The sequence below is a fragment of the Flavitalea plasmicola genome, assembly GCF_030546645.1.
In the GTDB taxonomy this organism is placed as follows: Bacteria; Bacteroidota; Bacteroidia; order Chitinophagales; family Chitinophagaceae; genus Puia.
In genome coordinates this window covers 725110-740544 of sequence record NZ_JAUOTO010000005.1, presented here as the reverse complement: position 1 = coordinate 740544, position 15435 = coordinate 725110, and the positions used below count along the sequence as shown (strand labels likewise).

The 15435-nt window shown below is 55.2% G+C and carries 10 protein-coding genes; 1 reads left to right on the top strand and 9 read right to left on the bottom strand.

Annotated elements, in window-relative coordinates:
- Positions 1-104: 104 nt before the first annotated feature.
- From Q4E93_RS21295 to Q4E93_RS21255, 9 genes are all read right to left on the bottom strand, one after another.
- Positions 105-1424, bottom strand: a complete 1320-nt coding sequence (locus Q4E93_RS21295; protein WP_303588688.1) for a MutS-related protein — start codon at positions 1422-1424, stop codon at positions 105-107.
- A complete protein-coding gene (locus Q4E93_RS21290) occupies positions 1421-2791 on the bottom strand; it encodes a MutS-related protein (RefSeq protein ID WP_303588686.1) in 1371 nt (456 codons plus the stop codon). Before Q4E93_RS21290 ends, Q4E93_RS21295 begins: the two co-directional genes overlap by 4 nt.
- Before the next feature lies 1 nt (position 2792).
- Complete coding sequence (locus Q4E93_RS21285; protein ID WP_303588685.1) at positions 2793-5084, bottom strand: DUF4350 domain-containing protein; 2292 nt, start codon at positions 5082-5084, stop codon at positions 2793-2795.
- Entirely contained in the window at positions 5081-6028 is a 948-nt protein-coding gene (locus Q4E93_RS21280) for an ABC transporter ATP-binding protein (RefSeq protein WP_303588684.1), read from the bottom strand. The genes Q4E93_RS21285 and Q4E93_RS21280 overlap by 4 nt, the downstream gene beginning before the upstream one ends.
- 23 nt (positions 6029-6051) lie before the next feature.
- Positions 6052-7446, bottom strand: coding sequence for a RagB/SusD family nutrient uptake outer membrane protein (locus Q4E93_RS21275; RefSeq protein WP_303588681.1), 1395 nt, complete (start codon positions 7444-7446; stop codon positions 6052-6054).
- An 11-nt stretch (positions 7447-7457) separates the two neighbouring features.
- Positions 7458-10823, bottom strand: a complete 3366-nt coding sequence (locus Q4E93_RS21270) for a SusC/RagA family TonB-linked outer membrane protein (protein ID WP_303588679.1) — start codon at positions 10821-10823, stop codon at positions 7458-7460.
- A gap of 224 nt (positions 10824-11047) precedes the next feature.
- Positions 11048-12301 carry a FecR family protein gene (locus tag Q4E93_RS21265; RefSeq protein WP_303588678.1) on the bottom strand — a complete coding sequence of 418 codons (1254 nt, stop codon included), beginning with the start codon at positions 12299-12301 and terminating at the stop codon, positions 11048-11050.
- Positions 12302-12367: 66 nt separating this feature from the next.
- Positions 12368-12967 (bottom strand): RNA polymerase sigma-70 factor, encoded by a 600-nt coding sequence (locus Q4E93_RS21260; protein ID WP_303588676.1) that lies wholly within the window; start codon positions 12965-12967, stop codon positions 12368-12370.
- A gap of 185 nt (positions 12968-13152) precedes the next feature.
- Positions 13153-14055, bottom strand: coding sequence for a hypothetical protein (locus Q4E93_RS21255; RefSeq protein WP_303588674.1), 903 nt, complete (start codon positions 14053-14055; stop codon positions 13153-13155).
- 159 nt (positions 14056-14214) lie between these two features.
- Here Q4E93_RS21255 and Q4E93_RS21250 point away from each other — a divergent pair, with 159 nt between their 5' ends.
- Positions 14215-15429 carry a DUF4272 domain-containing protein gene (locus Q4E93_RS21250; RefSeq protein WP_303588673.1) on the top strand — a complete coding sequence of 405 codons (1215 nt, stop codon included), beginning with the start codon at positions 14215-14217 and terminating at the stop codon, positions 15427-15429.
- Positions 15430-15435 lie beyond the last annotated feature (6 nt).

Sequence of the window (15435 nt, the reverse complement as noted above, 5' to 3'; positions counted from 1 at the left end):
GCCTGTTCCAATTGCATTCAATGTAAATATTGTAGTGGCAGCGGCACCTGCGGAGTCTGTGCGCCGCCTAAAAGAATAACGTCGGCTCCGGCCGGAGGATGAGGTCAATGACGCCCCCCAATCATACCCACCACCCCCTCATTCTCAATGATCATCATCCCATGCCTGTCCGCCGTGATCCCCTCCTTCAACACATACGTATACCTCGGCGTCATCCCCTCCATCACCGTCGGCAGATAAACAAACCGGATATTATCACCCCCTTCCCGCAACGCCTCCCCCACTTCTATGATATGCGTGGATATAATGAAGAAACAATCCCTGTACTCCGCCAGCTCCCGGGTCACCGCCAATGTCGCATCATACGCATCCTTCACATTCGTCCCCTTGAACAGCTCGTCAAAGATCACCACCAGGTCCTTCCCGAGAGCCACCTCCTGCGCCACCTTCTTCACCCGCAGCACTTCCGCATAAAAATGACTATGCCCCAGGCTGAGGTCATCCGGCACATTGATGGAAGTATACAGCCCATCCCGCACGGAAAAAGTCATCTCGTCCGCAGCCACGGGAAATCCCATATGTGCCAGGTAAACGGCAATGCCGATTGATTTCATGAGCGTGGATTTACCGGCCATATTGGCCCCGGTGAGGAACAACATATTTTGTAATGAACTCAACGTCACGGTATTCCCCAGTCCCTTATCCAGTCGTGGATGCCGCACTCCCTGCACTCGCACCACCCCACCCTCTGCCGGCAAAGCCTCCGCATAACAAAACCCTTTCGCCGCAGCCACTTCCGCGACAGCGATATACACATCCACCTCGTAAATGATCTCCATCAACGTCTCCATCTCCGTATGCAACAAGCTCCTCAACACATGGTCATACCGCGCGACCCGCCACCACGACAATCCCTGCACATCCACGGAACGCAGCCAGGTCAACCGCCTGTCATGAAAGATGGTCTTCACCTCACAGACCCGCTCGCCAAAAGGGGCATCTTCCTCCAGCCCGCAAACCAACGCATACAACGCTTTCAATACTCGGACCGATGCCCCCAGTCCTTCCTTGATCTTAGAAAAACCTTCATCCCGCAAGATCATATCCATCAACTTCTTCCGCCCCGTATCCACCACAACGCCCAACAGCCCCGAACCCCGGCCGGCGCTTAAATACCCTTCCATCTCTGTCAGGTCCGTCCCCGCCAACGGAAAGGCCAACGCCTTCCGCTGAAAATATTGAAAAAGCCCGCTCCGCTTATTGATCTCGCCCGCATCCCTCAAAGGTGCATTGAACAAGGCGTCCAGCCTTTTCTCGCCCCCAGCGGTATTCACCCGGTTAAAAAGACTGAAGATCGAGTCAGGCTTATACCTCCCCGTCAGGTTGAGATCATCCAATGTCTGCTTGTCCACCGTAAAGCTCATGTTGAATATTTTTTCTTTTTCCCGCCTTGAAGGATCCCGATGATCCCTTCATTCTGTACGATCACCATCCCATGCCTGTCCGCCGTGATCCCTTCCTTCAACACATAGGTGTACCTCGGTGTCACCCCCTCCATCACCGTCGGCAAATAAGCAAACCGGATAGTATCAAACCTTTCTCGTAAGACCTCCCCGGCCTCCATGATATGGCTGCTGATCACATACATGCTGCTGCCCTGCTGCGCAAAAGCGCCCGTCACCGCTATCGTTGCCTCACAGGCATCCTTTACATTGGTGCCCCGGAAGAGCTCGTCGAGGATGATGAACAGCCGGCGGCCCTGCCCCAGCTCCTTAGCCAGCTTCTTCACCCGCAGCACTTCGGCATAAAAATGACTGGCGCCCATGCCCAGATTGTCCGGTAAATTGATGGTGGTGAAAATGCCGTCCATGACGGAAAAGGTCATACGCGCCGCCGGCACGGGAAATCCCATATGCGCCAGGTACAAGGCGATCCCCAGGGACTTCATGAAGGTGGATTTACCGGCCATATTGGCTCCCGTTAAGAAGAGGACATGGCCGGCCGGTCCCATAGAAATCGAATGGGGGACGGGGTTCTTCAGATGCGGATGAAATACGCCCGACAGCTCCAGCATAGCCCCTTGGTCCGCGACCGCACCAGGAAACACATACCCTTTCTGCGTCGCTACCCCGGCCACGGACAAATACACATCCAGGAAATAAATATGCCGCAGGATCCGCCGGAGATCCTCCCGGTGCCGCCATCGCAACAACACATCATACGCAGCTATCTTATTATACGACAGCTTGACGCTTGCCCGCTCCTTCATCAATGGCTCGAACGCGGGTTCCAGCAGTAGGCTGGTGATGGCGTTCTTCTCAGCATGGTAAGGGTGACCGTCCGTCCCTACGCCTCCTCTCACTCCCCCCACCCCATCCACACTATTCACAAAATCCCTCAACCCCTGCAGCACCTCGATCGCCGCCGTCACCCCCTTATAAATATTCTTATATTGTACATCTTCTGCAATAAAGTTCGTCAGTTTCTTCCCCAACGAATGCTCCTCCGGCGCCAGCCTTGTCCGCTCATCCGTATTCGACAGATACTGATCCAGCACATCGAAAAGCTCCACGGCAAACGGGAAGTGCAGGCCTGACGCAGCAAAATACGCCAGCAGCTGGCTCCGGTGATTGATGGCCGCCGCATCCGACAAGGGATACCTGAACATCTCTTCCAGCAGCTCCGCGCCGCCCCGGGTGAGCGTTCGGTTGAACAGCCCTATCACGGAATGCTCGCCGCGTCCCAATATCTTCAGGTCCTCCAATGTCTGGCTGTCTGTAATAAACCCCATGCTATTTCCTTTTACGCCTGATCAATAATACCGTTCCGAATACCAGGAAAAAACCAGGCAAGACGCCCAGGTAGATCACTTTCAACGCCAGTACCCCGCCGCTTGAAAGTCTCAGCCGGTTGTCCTTCGACCTCGGCCGGCTGGTGTCGATGGGGAAGACCCCATAGCTAAACCATCCAAAAATGCCGGTGTTAAAACGGAAGTTATCCGTCCGCACATTGTTCCTGTTCAGCTCGGCATTGCTGATAAAATCCGCATCGCTGGTGACGACGATCCTTTGTTCCTTCCCCCCTACTTTCCGGGTCAGGCTCAGTGCCGTGGCAAATGCCCGCCGCTCATCCCCGGCTTCCGGCGCATACACGATCTCTGCCGAGTCGGTGACCAACTGTCCCTGCTTGTTCCAGCTGACCTTGGGATCCGTCATCAACAATGGCCGCACGGTAAATGGGCCGGTACTGTCATAGACCAATCCCGCAGCAGAAGGCATGGACACCCGCGCGCTGTCCTCAAGATCATTTTGCAGCGTTCTTGAAAACGCGCCGGCCGCGGATTGCAAATAAGGCAGCACCAGGGTGGGCGAATAATCCCTGCTCTTCTGCACGAGCATGCCGCCCGTCATCTGCACGCCCAATCCCTTCAGCAACGGATTCAATACGGCCTGCTTGCCCGGCTCGCCCGCGATGAGTAAATTCCCCCCTGCATCGATATACCGCTGTATCCTGGAAAGCTCCTCCAAAGAAAAATCCTTCTTCGGATCTGCGATCACCAACGCAGCCACGTCCGTTGGCAGCTCCTTGTCCGGCGTCACGGAAAAAACGTCGAATCCCTGGTTTATCAAGGCATACCGGAATGAGACCCTGGTCGTAAGGGTCTCATAGTCCCTGTCACCTACCTTGTCGATGGTCCGTTCGAACCCGCCATCCAGGAACGCGATCCGGGGCAATGGCATCATCATCCGCTTGAGGGCCGCCATCGTCTCCGTCTCCGAAGGCCAGAACTGATTATCATTGAACACACGCAGGAAGGTGCTCCGGTCCTTGTATTTGACATGCATCACCAGCCGGCGCTGCTCGGGCCCCAGATCGATGATCTTCCGCACCTGCTCGGGGGTCATCAGGCTCGCCGCATCCACCTTAAACCCTTTTGTCCGCTTCTCCACCAGCTCCCGCAACGTCATACCCTTAATTGCTTTATACAGGTAAGGATCCACGACACTGTCATAATAATAAACATACTTAAAGTGCATATCCGGCTTGAATCTCAGGTAGGGCTCCCACAGCTCCATGTTCGAATTCCGCCGGTCGGGCGCGGCCTGGCTATACGTCCTGTCGAGGAAATTGTCATAGTACGTGATCTCCAGCGGTGCGTCACCGGTCTCTTTCAGGATCTTCTGCGCATTCTCGCTCAGCGTATTCGCCTTTGTGGCCGAAGCATCGTAGTAGCCGATGTAACCCAGCCGGGAAGTGAGATAGCCGATAGCGATGGCCGAAACGACAATAAAAGTATATTGCCCGATCCGGAGCAGTACGGGCTTCGACTCCCGCGCCCCCCGTAGCTTATAGATCGCGAGTCCCAAAAAAATATAAATGATCACAAGGAAATAAGCCACGTCCCGCGTCGTGATCAGCCCGCCGATCATCTTCTCCGCGCGGCCCGGAAACGCCAGCGAATACGTGAGGTCGCGCAATACGTCCTTATCCTGCCACATATCCCCCACGTAAGACAAGGCGGCAAATAATACAAACGTGCTGATGGCCGCCACCACCTGGTAAGAGGTGAGGCAGGACATGAAGAGCCCGATGGCCGAATACGCACACAGCAAAAGATAGATCCCCAGCAGGCCCGAGAACATCAGGGGCCATTCGAAATGCGGAATGGTGATCGCCCCGGCGATCATGAACAGCACCAGCACGCCGATGAGGAACAAGCTGTAGACCATCATCGACACAAACTTGCCAAATACGATCTCCCGCACCTTCACGGGAGAGGAATACAGCAGCTTGATGGTCCCGCTGCTGGTCTCCCGGCTCATCAGCCCCATGGTGATCAGGGGTATGTAGAGGTACAGCTTGGATAAGATCGCCGACAACAGCCCTCCCATCCCGCTGGAAAAAATATTGTATGAAAGAAAGCCAAAGCCATTGTAGATCTGTTTGGACATCTCGTATTGCTCCATCGTCTCCGTATAGCCCAGCGCCACCTGGAATATAAATACGATGAGGAGGAACCACGCGATCGGCGAATAGAACAGGGTGCTCAGTTCCAGCTTAGCTATCCGTATTGTCTTCTTCATGAAAAATGCTGTTTTTTTGATAATTGTGCAAATACTTCGTCCAGGGAGCTTTTTTCCAGGCTGATCTCCTTCAGCCGCCAGCCATGCCGGATACTGGCCGCCATGATCCTTTCCGTGACATCCGTGTCCCCGTTGAAGAACATGCGCAGCTGCCGCTCCGTCAAAAAATCCACCTTGACGACGCCCTCTACTTTCAGCAACTCTTCCACCACCGGCGGCTCGTGCATCACGGCCAGCACGCTGTGCGGCGCCACATAATTGTTAAAGGCATCCATCGTGTCGGCAAATACGATCCTTCCGCCCTCGATCATCTGTATATCCTTGCAGAGCACCTGCACCTCCGACAGGATATGCGTGGAAAAAATGACGGCCCTATCCAGGGCGATCTCCCGGATCAAGGCCCGTACTTCGATGATCTGGTTGGGGTCCAGTCCATTCGTAGGCTCATCCAGCACGACGAGTTTGGGTCGATGGATGATGGCCTGCGCGATCCCCACCCGCTGGCGGTAGCCGCCGGAGAGGTTCCGGATCAGCCGCTTGCTGAAATGCGCGATGCCACAACGGGCCTTCGCCTCTTCCAATGCGGCCGGCACTTTCGCCTTCTCCATGCTCCTTAAAAAGGCACAGTGCGTGAGATACTCATCCACCGTGAGGTCCATGTACAAGGGCGCGGCCTGTGGTAAAAAGCCGATCTGCAGCTTGGCGGCCTCGGGGGCCTCCCGCAGGTCAATACCGTCGATGTATACATTGCCTTCCGTTTGGTTCAGCACCCCGCAAAGGATATTCATGGTCGTGGACTTGCCCGCCCCGTTGGAGCCGAGCAATCCAACAATACCTGTCTGGTGGATCACCATATTGATGTCCCTGATGGCCCAGCTGCTGCTGTACCGGTGGGACAAATGCTCGATCTTAACGATCGGCGTCTGACCGTTCTGTTCATGCATGAGATATATGTTTGGGAGCTTAGTTAATACCCGTCGTTTTGAGCCAACAAATAATTATACTGGATCTCCGCCTGCGGAATTGGATACAGCGCGGCATACGGCTGCCATGCATTGGGCTTCTCGGCCCCCAGCACGGCATCGATGGTTCCCGTTCTTTTCAGGTCATACCAGCGGTTTCCCCACTCACAGAAAAGCTCCACCTGCCGCTCGTGCATAATGGCCGCCAGCAAGTCTTCCTGGGTGGCTGCCGTACTGGCAGCGAGACCGGCCCTGCCGCGCACCACATTCAGATTGTCCAGCGCATCGCTGAGATGCTGCTGCTGCGCCTGCGCCTCCGCCAGGATGAGGTACTGCTCGCCCAGCCGGAAGACCATGTAATCTTCGACCGTCGATCCGGAAACGGACCTCTCCTTATACTTAAAGGGGATATAATAGGTCGTACCGTAAGCGGATGCGTCCTTTACCCATGTGCTCCGGCGATTGTCATTTGTCTCGAATGCATTCAGCTGGAAATTGGTAAGTGTATACATCGGCCTCGATCCCGTATAAGGTACGAACGTGGCGCCTTCGGAGGTCTGGTTGTAGGAGCCATTCGCCGGCAGCTGCCAGATGGCTTCGCTGCTGCCATCCAGGAACACCCGGTTCAGATCGCTCTCCAGGCTATAGTTGCCCGACTGAATGACGTTGCCAGCCATGAGGGCGGCGCTGTCCCATTGCTTCAGATAGAGGAACACCTTTGCTGACAAGGCTTCTGCCGTATGCAGGTTGGGCCGGGCCCGGCCCGCGGAAGGATAGGTAGGGTGCAGCACTGCGCGCGCCTCCGCCAGGTCCGACCTGATCAGCCCATACACCGAATCTACCGAGCTTCTCGACACCACCGCATTCAGTTTGTAATCCGTACCAGTAATGATCGGGAGCCTGCCAAACAGGTTTACCAGGTTGAAATAATACAAGGCGCGAACCACCTTGATCTCCGCCAGCAGCTGCCGCCGGAGGGAATCGCTGATCGCCTTGGTGCCCCCGATACCTTGTAAGCAGGTGTTCATCTGGTAAATATTATTATAGGCATTCTGCCAGAGGCTCACGATGGTGCCGTTGTCTGTCGTCAGGGCATTCAGGGCAAACTGGTTATTGGCTGGCGAAGAGACGGAGGCATAGAGCAACTCGTCGGCGGACATACCGGTGTACTGTGTGATAGCCCCATTGGTAAAAGTAGTCCCGCCGCTGGTGACCTTGAAATTACCATAGATGCCGGTCAGGGCGCTCATGATATCCGCGCTGTCGGAGAACACCTGTGATTGGGGGATCTGGTCCGGCGGATTCGCGGGTATTTCAATCAGTTTCTTACAGGACACCGTCAGCAATGCAACCACGAGTGCCGTCAAAAGGATGGTATATATGGAATTGAATGTCTTCATGATCATAATTTTTAAAAGTCAAAAGATAAACCTCCCACAACGGTGCGTTGCAAAGGCACGGCATACAAGGTGCCCGGCGTCTCCGGATCGCCGACCTTATATCCTGTGATGGTGAACAGGTTCTGCGCATTCACATAGATATTGCAGCCTTTCAACCCTATCTTCTTCAGCCGGTCGGCCGGAACACTATAAGAGACCGACACCGTCTTCAATCGGATGAAGGACGCATCGCCCCAGATGGCAGAGGACGTGCCGAAATATTGCGCGGCCCGCACCGCATTGGAGCCGGATGCATTCGCTGAATAGGATCCCGTGGTCAGTCTTTGCAGCAGCGCTTTATCGCCTTCCTTTTCCCAGAATTTATCGGTCAAAAGCACGGGCAGATTGCTCATATTGCCCGGTAGATTGCCTCCATATACGCCAGCCAGGTAATTACGCGCCACCCTTTTCGTGAAATTGAAGAAGAAGGATACGCTCCAGCCTTTGTAGGAGAGGGTATTCCCCATGCCGCCGAAATATTTCGGCTGCGGATCGGCGATAGGCACCATGTCGCCGCCCAGCTCGGCACGCGTGTACTTCATGGTGGTGGAGCCCACGCCGCCTTTGCCCATATAATATTCAAAGATGCCCGTGGTGTCATTCACGCCTTTGTATTTGAACCCGTAGGTCTGCGTCGTTGACTTACCCACCGTATAGATCGTGGCATACGCGGACTTTTCAATGTTCGGGAAGGACAGCAGCTTATTCCGATTGGCGGAGATATTGAAATTCGTCGACCAGCGAAAGTCCTTTGTCTTGATATTGACGGAAGAAATGCTGAGCTCCCATCCTGCATCCTGTAAGGTGGCCTGGAAGTTCTCCACCACAGACGTAAAGCCTGTCTGGCCCGGCAAGGGGGAACTGGTCAGCTGGTTGCCCGTCCTGTTCCGGTACCAGGTGACATTCGTCAGCAGCCGGTCCTGCAAAAAGCCCAGGTCCAGTGAAAGGTTCAGCGCATGTTTGGATGCCCATCCATAGTCGGGGTTGTACAGGTTCGAAGGGATATAGCTCCGGGTGCCCTGGAACAGGGGGAATACATATGGATTACCCGCCCGCCAGAAAGGCTGATAGCGGTAGGGCGCGACGCCGTCGCTGCCATTGGTGCCATAGTTACCGGATACCTTGGCATAGCTGATGAAAGGCAGGGTCCGCCGGAACGCCTCTTCCTCCGAGAAGATCCAGCCCAGGCCTACGGATCCGAAATTACCCCACTGGTGGCCAGGCCCGAAATTGCTGGATCCGTCGCGGCGACCGGTAAAATTCACGATATATTCCTTGTCGTAGATAAAGCCCACGCGTCCAAAGGCGCCGGCATATTTATAGATGGAAGAGGTATTGCTGCCGGAGATCGTCTGCGCCGCTTCGATGGAATGTAAGAGGGCGTCGTCGGGGAAGCCGGTCCCTTCCAGCTGATCGTTCGAACTGGTCCTTTTCTTATAGGTCCCGCCGGCCAGCGCCGTCAGTACGCCTTTGCCGATGGTCCGCCGGTAATCGATCTGCGGCTCCACATTCACCGTCTGGAAATCGCTTCTGCCGAAATTGGCCGAGCTGAAAGGATAGTCATGCGGGTCCTGCGTGCCTAGGGGATTGGCGGCAAATTCCTTGGTATTGATGAGGCTATAGCCGAGACCGACGCCCACGTTGAGTCCCGTCATCACCTGGTAGGATACGCGCAGGGAGTTGTTCGATTCATAGGATTGCAGGCTGAAAGGCCGCTGCAGATACGCCATCATCTGGTCGTTGCCCATACTCACGCCTTTGTAGTTCCACACCAGCTTGCCCATTGCGTCCACCATGTCGGGATGGTTGGGAGAAAGCCGCAGCGCCTGGGTAATATCCGGCACGCTGGAGGAATTGTTGCGGTCGTAAGAGAGGTCGCTGCCGAAGTCGATATTCAGCCGGTGGTTCAGGGAGCTATGGTGGAAGCCGCTGTGCAGGGTCAGCCGCTGGTCGGAAAAGTTCCCCGGAAAATTGTAGACGCTCCGCGTGAAGCCTGCGGACACCAGGAAAGTGGTGTATAGCGTGCCGCCCGACAGACTCGCATAGGCATCGGTGTTATTAGAGGTACCGCCAAAAAATTTCTTTGCCCAGTTGGTGTATTTCGTCGTATCGTAGACCAGCAGGTCCGGGAACATGCCCGGGTCCACGTCCGGCGTCAGACCGTCATTAGCCAGCGCCTTATGCCGCATGGCCAGGTATTGTTGCGTATTCAGCATTTCCAGCTGACGGGCGATCTTGTTGGGGCCCGTATTCACGCGCAGACCCAGGTTGGTGGCGCCGGACTTGCCTTTCTTCGTGGTGATGACGATGACGCCGTTGGCGCCCTGGGAGCCGTAGATGGACGTGGCGTCCGCATCTTTCAGCACGCTGATGCTTTCGATATCGGAGGGGTTCAGCGCGTTCAGGCCGGAGATGCCCGGGCTGGTGGGCGTGTTGGTGGTACCCGAAAAAGTAGAGATCATGCTGCTGAGGTTCCTGTTCTGGCTGGCGAAGGGGACGCCATCCACGATATACAGCGGTTCATCGAAAGGGTCCCTATCGCCTAAGACGCTCAGCAGGGTGTTTTGCCCTCTCACCTGCAGATTGACCCTGGAACCCGGTATCCCGCTGGAAGGATCCACGGTAAGGCCCGGCACCCTGCCCTGCAGGGCCAGCATGACATTGGTGACAGGCTGCCGCTGTATATCCTCGGAGGTGACGACGGAGACAGATCCCACGTTAAATCGGCGGGTGTTGGTGCCGTAGGCCACCACTTGTACGTCATCCAGGGGGCTGTTGCTCCGGCTGAGGATGACGAAGAATTTATTGTCGAAATCCTTCACCTTATATTCTTTGGTGACATAGCCCGTGAAGGAGATCACCAGGGTCACGTTTTCGCCAACGCCTTTTATCTCGAAGTCGCCGCGGGCGTCGGTGGTCGTTCCCCGCCGGCTGCCTTTCACCATGACCGAGGCGCCCGACAAGGGGGTGCCCAGGCTGTCCTGTACCCGGCCGTTGATGACGGCGGACGGCGTGGCCGCCTCTTCCGGGATGGGCGCCGGGGGCGGCTTCAGCGTGATGAAGATGGTGTTGCCCTGGATCTGGAAGATCAGGGGTTGATCCGCCAGGGCCTGCTCCAGCGCCGTCTGCAGGGGTACTTTTCGTAGCTGCAGGGTGACGGGGACGGCGCCGGAAAGGTCCTCTTTTCTATAGAAGAATAAATAACCCGTCTGTTCTTTGATGGCTGAGAATACAGCCGTCAGGGGGACGGATTTGCCGGTGTAGGTCACGGTCTGCGCGTGGGTGCGGGCGCTCACCTGCAACATACCGGCCAGAAAGAAAATGACAGTAAGCTTCATGGACAATATCAATGTTTTCCCAGTTGAGCCATGGGATCTCCCGTTGGTCGATCTCATCACTAACAGCGTTTTGGTAAAATGCATACCTTTACAATGTTTAGGTTAATTAATAAGCAGTCGTAAAAAACTTGTTTATGCCTGATCTGAACGAAAGCCGGGGAAGGGTCCAATCTTACACCCGGCTTTTAGTTTTTCATAGCGGACCGGCTGGCCCGGAGTCTTTTCTATTTGGTAATGATGATTTTATGGTTATTAATGATGTTATAGTGGATCCTTGTTTGTGCAAGGCCTTCCAGCACTTGTCTTAACGTCAACCCTCTTCCGATCTCTCCGTCAAAAGTCCCCGCAGGCACAGCCCCTTCGTATTCCACGTCGATGTCATACCATCTTGCCAGCTGCCGCATGACGGTGGCCAGGTCCGCATCGCGGAAAGAGAAAGCGCCATTCTTCCAGGCCAGGGCCTGCTGCACATCTGCATGCGCGATGACGTCGATGTCGCCCTGAGCCCGGCTCCGTGCCTGCTGACCCGGCGACAGCAAGCGGAAACCCGCGCCCTTGCTCACCTTCACCGCACCTTCCACCAGCGTCGTCTTCAACCATGGCTCATCTTCATAGCTGTTGACATTGAAAGCAGTGCCGATGTCTTCTATCAGCTGACCATATGTTTGTACGCGGAAAGGCCGGCGTGCATGGTGCGCGACCTCAAAGTAGGCTTCGCCGGTGATCTTCACAGTCCGGTCGGTATTGGTAAAAGCGGTGGGATAGGTGATGGAGCTGGCGGCGTTCAGCCAGACTTTGGTGCCGTCCGGGAGGGTCAGCTGGTACTGGCCACCTTTGGGCGTAGACAACGTATTATAAACCACCTCACTTGCAGCTTGCCGCTTGTCACTTGCAGCTTTTACTCTATCACTTGCAGCTTGCGGCTTGTTGCTTGTAGCTGGTCGCTTGTCGCTTGTAGCTGAATACTCGAGTCGGCCATTCGACAACTTTTGCACCTGCGTATTCCCTTCCTGCGTGAGCACACCATTCGCGGCGCTGTCCAGCACGATCTGGCGGCCACCTGACAAAGTCAATATGGCCCTGTTGGATCCTGGTTGCAGGTCGGCGATACCCTGTTCCTGCCTCGCCTGTGCCTTGCGAACGCTACTGTCCGACTTCATCCACCACCATGCCCCGCCGGCGAGCACGAGCAGCACGGCGGCAGCCACCGCCCATTTCCTGAACATGACCACCTTAGGCCTTCCGACACCCGCATTCTTCCTTCGAAGGCCTTCTACGAACGACTGCCATTCCGCCGGATCGTATTCCGTCATAGGCTCCTCGGTGGCCATGAGCTCTTCCATCAGCTCCATCCACACGTCGTCCTCCCGCTCATCCGCCAGGTACTGTGACAGCAGCTGCCGCTCCTCCGGCGAAGCTTTTCCTTCCAGGTACCGGATCAGTAAGAATTGAATACGCTCTTTGGTTGCTTGGGTCATAATCTACCATAAGATGATCGAACAGGCGGATCGTACCATCCTGTCCCAAAATTTTTTTTCTGGGGCCTAACAGAGGAATAGGGCGGAAATTACGGCAAGCGAGAGTCCGGTGGCGTTGTGAAGATGCTCCTGGATGAACTTTATGGACGACCCCAGCTGATTTTTGACGGTGGAAAGGGAGAGCTGCAATTGATCGGCAATCTGTTGATGGCTAAGGCCTTGCTCACGGCTAAGGCGATAGATCTCCTGTCTCCGGGCCGGCAGCGCGTTCACCGCCTGCCGGATCAGCAGGGCCATCTCCTTGCTTTCCAGCACTTCCACGGCGGAGCTGTACGTAGGGGGAGCCGCTTTCTCTTCCACTTTGTCCTGCAGCCGATGGCGCGTGGCCTGGGTCCTCAGGTAGGTGAGGCAAATATTGGCGGCGATGCGAAAAAGCCAGGACGCGGGCCGCTCCACTCTGAGCAGGTCCTCTCTTTTCATCCACAGCCGCAGGAACGTCTCCTGCAGCAGTTCCCGGGCCAGGTGTTCGTCCCGGGTGATCTTGTAAATGAAGGGCAGCAGCCGGGGCGTGTAGAGGTGGAATATCCGGGTATAGGCCGTTTCATCTCCGCCCGCGATCCCTAGAAAGAGGACGTTGTCTTCATGATATGAGGGGTCTGTTGACAAGATCTATAGCTAAATCGCAAATGTAAACTTTTATGGAAACTTCATCCCTTTCCACTGCCACACAATGGCCATTGTCGGGGGCAAAAACCCGCCGATCAGCTATATGCCTGTAGGAGCCTTATTTTGCGCCGGTTACAGCGACGGAAGACCATATAGCTGTCGGCACATCAATAAACCTAAATCCCTCAAAAAGCATAATAATACAAAAAAGGCCTTACCCCCTCACTAGTCGTATAATACCCCTTCCCATCCCGCGCAAACCCAATCGCCTCCCCCTGGCGCTCCACCTCATAATTCCGCTCCACCGGGGAGCGCAGCAAGGTCTGCCACACGGCCTCCCCCGCCTTCCGCTGCCAGAAATAGACGGCTGAATAGCTTTTCAGCAACACCTTACCCCCATCCTGCGATATATCCCCCGCCGTGATCCACTTAGCCTGCCCCGATCCTTCGAAGTGCAGTTTTGCCCGCCAGGTGAGGGTGAGTGTGTCGTGGGCCTTGAAATTCAATGGAGTACTATACACTGACACCGAGTCCTCCCGCTTGGATACCACATACAGCAGCTGGTCGATGGGGTCCGCCAGTAAGGTCTCGGCATCCCGCGGACCATCGGGGTAGCGCAGGAACAGCGGGTCGGCGTCCAGGTGCTGGGAGGAGGCCGCAGCCGTCGCCGAACCCAAAGAAATTCCTCCCGGCTCTTTGATCCGGTAGATCGTAATATATTTCCGCACGTGATCGTTGTCGCCGATGTCAGCCATATATACATAGGAAGCGCCGGCGACGGGGCCGATGCTCACGGCGATGTCCTCACAATCCTTCACACCCAGCGCTCCCAATTTGGGATCGCCTTTGAAATAGCAGATCCGCAGCAGCTGCCCTTGGGGGGAGATCGCAAAAAACCGGGCAGAATCACCGGAATCGTTATGGACATACAATACGTCGGGAGAAGCAATAGACGCGGCTATGCCGGAAAGCTCTTTCAGCCGGCTGTCCTGTATCACTACCTTGGTAGGAGACTTGTCAGGGAGTGTATTATCACGTTTGCATCCGGCAGCTATCAAAACCACCAGCCAGATCCAATTAAAGATCATGTTCACCTGTCGCCATTTTTAAGGGTTTATGGCTCGCAATCCTTCTCTTTGTAGTCTTATAACAGGTAAACTTCCTGCAAAATACGATAAATTCCTGTCCTGAACGCCCTTTACAAATTGGGATTTATTGCGGATATTGTGGGCCCATTCACCTTAACCATGGAAAACTACACCTTGTATTCCCACGATGTCGACCTGGACGACACGATACTGCTTGCATTGAAAAAACATTTTCCCAAGTCTACTCCTTCTTTCCGGGAGGTAGAAGGGTCCAGGCAATGGGTCGTCTCCGTCAAGGGCGGCGGCTTCTTCTCCAAACCAAGGACACTGACGATCAAATACCGGCAACGGCAAACACCTTCCTACCGGCTGAACAACGATGACTGCCCGGTGAGCATACAGCTCCGCGGTCTCTACAATTTTACGGAAGCCCTGCCCATGCCGCAGAACGATGTAAAAAGGCTCCTGCTGAAAAAGATAGAGACGGTGAACTCCGAGACCGTATTCATTGCCGACCCCATGCTGACAGCGGAAATGCAGGCCGCATTGAGCGAGCTGGCGCAATCCCTGGGCGCCCTCATTTTCGCACCGCCGCAGCTTACGCTTTCAAGATCCTCCGACCTGCATTTCATGGACAGCTCGTTCCGCCTGCTGATGGACCTGGGCGGCAATACGGGTGACGGTAAGGTGGAAATAAAAATAGCGTCGAAATATTATGACGATCTCACTCCTCCCACCTGGCTGCAACAGGACCGGAAGGCCCGTACCGAAGCCTTCCTCCGGCTGAAGGGCATACCCATCAACCCGCATCTGCCCATGACGGAAGACAGCAGCACCAGCCTTTTGCGGGACAAGCAGACCATCATCGAAAGAGTGTATTGTCTCACGATATTGGCGGCAAGGGGAGAAGGAGTGCCGCTGGAAAGATTGGACACTTTCATAAGGGACTATGCCATCGAAGGCTTCACCGAAGAAGAAAAAAAATTATACGCCAAGGTGGAACTTTCGGATAAAGACAAAGCCATCATGACCTGGCGTTATGAAAGCCTGAATGTGTTGCAATGGGCCCTGGGATTTGTCGATACGCTGACCTATCCCTCGGAGATCTGCGATGTACCCGCCCTCGTGGGTAACGTCATCGATCAACCGCGCGCAGACCTGGAGCAAAAAGCCGTCGTAAGGGATGAAGAAGAGATCCTCGACGAGCTGGACAAAATTTACCGGATGCATTGGGCCTGTGTGGAGGCACGCCTGCAACAGCAGGAGCCGGCCGGGGACCTCAATCCCAGCATCGTATATGAAAGGCACTACGCGTTGAACTGGCTTACCACTTACCTGGACCAGGAATGGGACGATGTGAGCACGGATACGTAAGGCGGA

Coding starts and splice junctions, on each gene's coding strand:
- Q4E93_RS21295 (WP_303588688.1), bottom strand. CDS start 1,424: ATGAGCTTTACGGTGGACAAGCAGACATTGGATGATCTCAACCTGACG.
- Q4E93_RS21285 (WP_303588685.1), bottom strand. CDS start 5,084: ATGAAGAAGACAATACGGATAGCTAAGCTGGAACTGAGCACCCTGTTC.
- Q4E93_RS21275 (WP_303588681.1), bottom strand. CDS start 7,446: ATGAAGACATTCAATTCCATATATACCATCCTTTTGACGGCACTCGTG.
- Q4E93_RS21270 (WP_303588679.1), bottom strand. CDS start 10,823: ATGAAGCTTACTGTCATTTTCTTTCTGGCCGGTATGTTGCAGGTGAGC.
- Q4E93_RS21290 (WP_303588686.1), bottom strand. CDS start 2,791: ATGGGGTTTATTACAGACAGCCAGACATTGGAGGACCTGAAGATATTG.
- Q4E93_RS21250 (WP_303588673.1), top strand. CDS start 14,215: ATGGAAAACTACACCTTGTATTCCCACGATGTCGACCTGGACGACACG.
- Q4E93_RS21265 (WP_303588678.1), bottom strand. CDS start 12,301: ATGACCCAAGCAACCAAAGAGCGTATTCAATTCTTACTGATCCGGTAC.
- Q4E93_RS21255 (WP_303588674.1), bottom strand. CDS start 14,055: ATGATCTTTAATTGGATCTGGCTGGTGGTTTTGATAGCTGCCGGATGC.
- Q4E93_RS21280 (WP_303588684.1), bottom strand. CDS start 6,028: ATGCATGAACAGAACGGTCAGACGCCGATCGTTAAGATCGAGCATTTG.